The 2,055-nt window shown below is 65.4% G+C and carries 1 protein-coding gene; it reads right to left on the bottom strand.

Features of this window, described 5'->3' with window-relative positions; all coding sequences use genetic code 11:
• On the bottom strand, nucleotides 1-2,055 hold a 2,055-nt coding region (gene uvrA, locus ABWP09_RS14255; RefSeq protein WP_353205781.1), incomplete at both ends, for an excinuclease ABC subunit UvrA.

Below are 2,055 nucleotides of genomic sequence, written 5' to 3'. Positions count from 1 at the left end.
CTTCTTCCCCAACAACGGCGCCAAATACCGCCCCGTAAAGCTCCCCTTCGCCTTCGCGACCACCTCCGGTGTGCCCTCCGCGACGATCTCCCCGCCCTTGACGCCGCCTTCCGGGCCGAGGTCGAGCACCCAATCGGCGGTCTTGATCACGTCCAGATTATGCTCGATCACCACGACGGTATTGCCCTGTTCGACCAGTTGGTGGAGCACTTCGAGCAATTTGCGGACATCCTCGAAATGCAGCCCGGTGGTGGGCTCGTCGAGGATGTACAGCGTCTGACCGGTCGCGCGGCGCGACAGTTCCTTGGCGAGTTTCACGCGCTGCGCCTCGCCGCCCGAGAGCGTCGTCGCTTGCTGGCCGACCTTGACATAGCCCAGGCCCACTTCCTGCAGCATCGCCATCTTGTCGCGGATCGGCGGGACCGCCTTGAAGAACTCGACCGCATCCTCGACCGTCATGTCGAGCACGTCGGCGATGCTGAGGCCCTTGAACTTCACCTCGAGCGTCTCGCGATTGTAGCGCGCGCCGTGGCACACGTCGCAGGTGACGTAGACGTCGGGGAGGAAGTGCATCTCGATCTTGAGCAGGCCGTCGCCCTGGCACGCCTCGCACCGGCCGCCCTTGACGTTGAAGCTGAAGCGGCCGGGTTTGTAGCCGCGCGCGGCGCTTTCGGGCAGGCCGGCGAACCAGTCGCGGATCTGGGTGAAGGCGCCGGTATAGGTGGCGGGGTTGCTGCGCGGGGTGCGGCCGATCGGCGACTGGTCGATGTCGATGACCTTGTCGAGATATTGCAGGCCGGTGACCTTGTCGTGCTTGCCCGCGAGGACGCGTGCGCCGTTGAGCGAGCGCGCGGCGGCGGCGTAGAGCGTGTCGATCGTGAAGCTCGACTTGCCGCTGCCCGAGACGCCGGTGATGCAGGTGAAGGTGCCGAGTGGGAGGCTCGCGGTCACGCCCTTGAGGTTGTTGGCGGTGGCGTTGTGGACGGTGAGCTTCTTGCCATTGCCTTTGCGGCGCGTTTTCGGGACGGCGACTTCGCGGCGGCCCGAGAGATAATCCGCGGTGATGCTGTTTTCGTTGGCGAGGACTTCTTCGAACGTGCCTTGCGCGACGATGTGGCCGCCGTGGACGCCCGCGCCCGGCCCCATGTCGATGACGTAATCGGCGGTGCGGATCGCGTCCTCGTCATGTTCGACCACCAGCACGGTGTTGCCGAGATCGCGGAGACGGCGGAGCGTCTTGAGCAGCATGTCATTGTCGCGCTGGTGCAGGCCGATGCTGGGTTCGTCGAGCACGTAGAGCACGCCGGAGAGGCCGCTGCCGATTTGCGACGCCAGGCGGATGCGCTGGCTCTCGCCGCCGCTGAGCGTGCCGCTGGTGCGATCGAGGTTGAGGTAATCGAGCCCGACATTGTTGAGGAAGCCGAGGCGTTCGAGGATTTCCTTGAGGATGCGCTCGGCGATCGCATTCTGCTGGGTGGTGAGGTCGGCGGGGACGGTTTCGAACCAGCTGAGCGCGTCGACCACTGACAGGCACGTGACGCTGGAAATGTCGCGCATCCCGATCTTGACCGCAAGCGCCTCGGGCTTGAGCCGCGCGCCGCCGCACACTTCGCACGGCGCGGAGCTTTGGTATTTGGAGAGCTCCTCGCGCATCCACGCGCTTTCGGTGCTGAGCATCCGGCGGTTGAGATTGCCGATCACGCCCTCGAACGGCTTCTTGACGTCGTACGACTTGCGGCCGTCGATGAAGGTGAGCGTGACGGGCTTGCCGCCGGTGCCGTGGAGGATGATGAGCTGCACTTCGCCGGGCAGATCTTCCCACGGCGTGTCGAGGCTGAAACCGAATTCGCGCGCGAGGCTGCCGAGGACTTGCATGTAATAGGGCGACGGGGGGTTGGACTTGGCCCAGGGGACGACCGCGCCCTTCTTGATGCTGAGCGCGTGGTTGGGAACGACGAGGTCCTCGTCGAACAGCAGTTTCTCGCCAAGGCCATCGCACGCCGGGCACGCGCCTTGCGGGGCGTTGAAGGAGAAGAGCCGCGGTTCGATCTCGGC

This window comes from Sphingomonas sp., assembly GCF_040398505.1.
Taxonomy (GTDB): domain Bacteria; phylum Pseudomonadota; class Alphaproteobacteria; order Sphingomonadales; family Sphingomonadaceae; genus Sphingomonas.
This window is presented reverse-complemented; position numbering and strand designations above follow the sequence as displayed.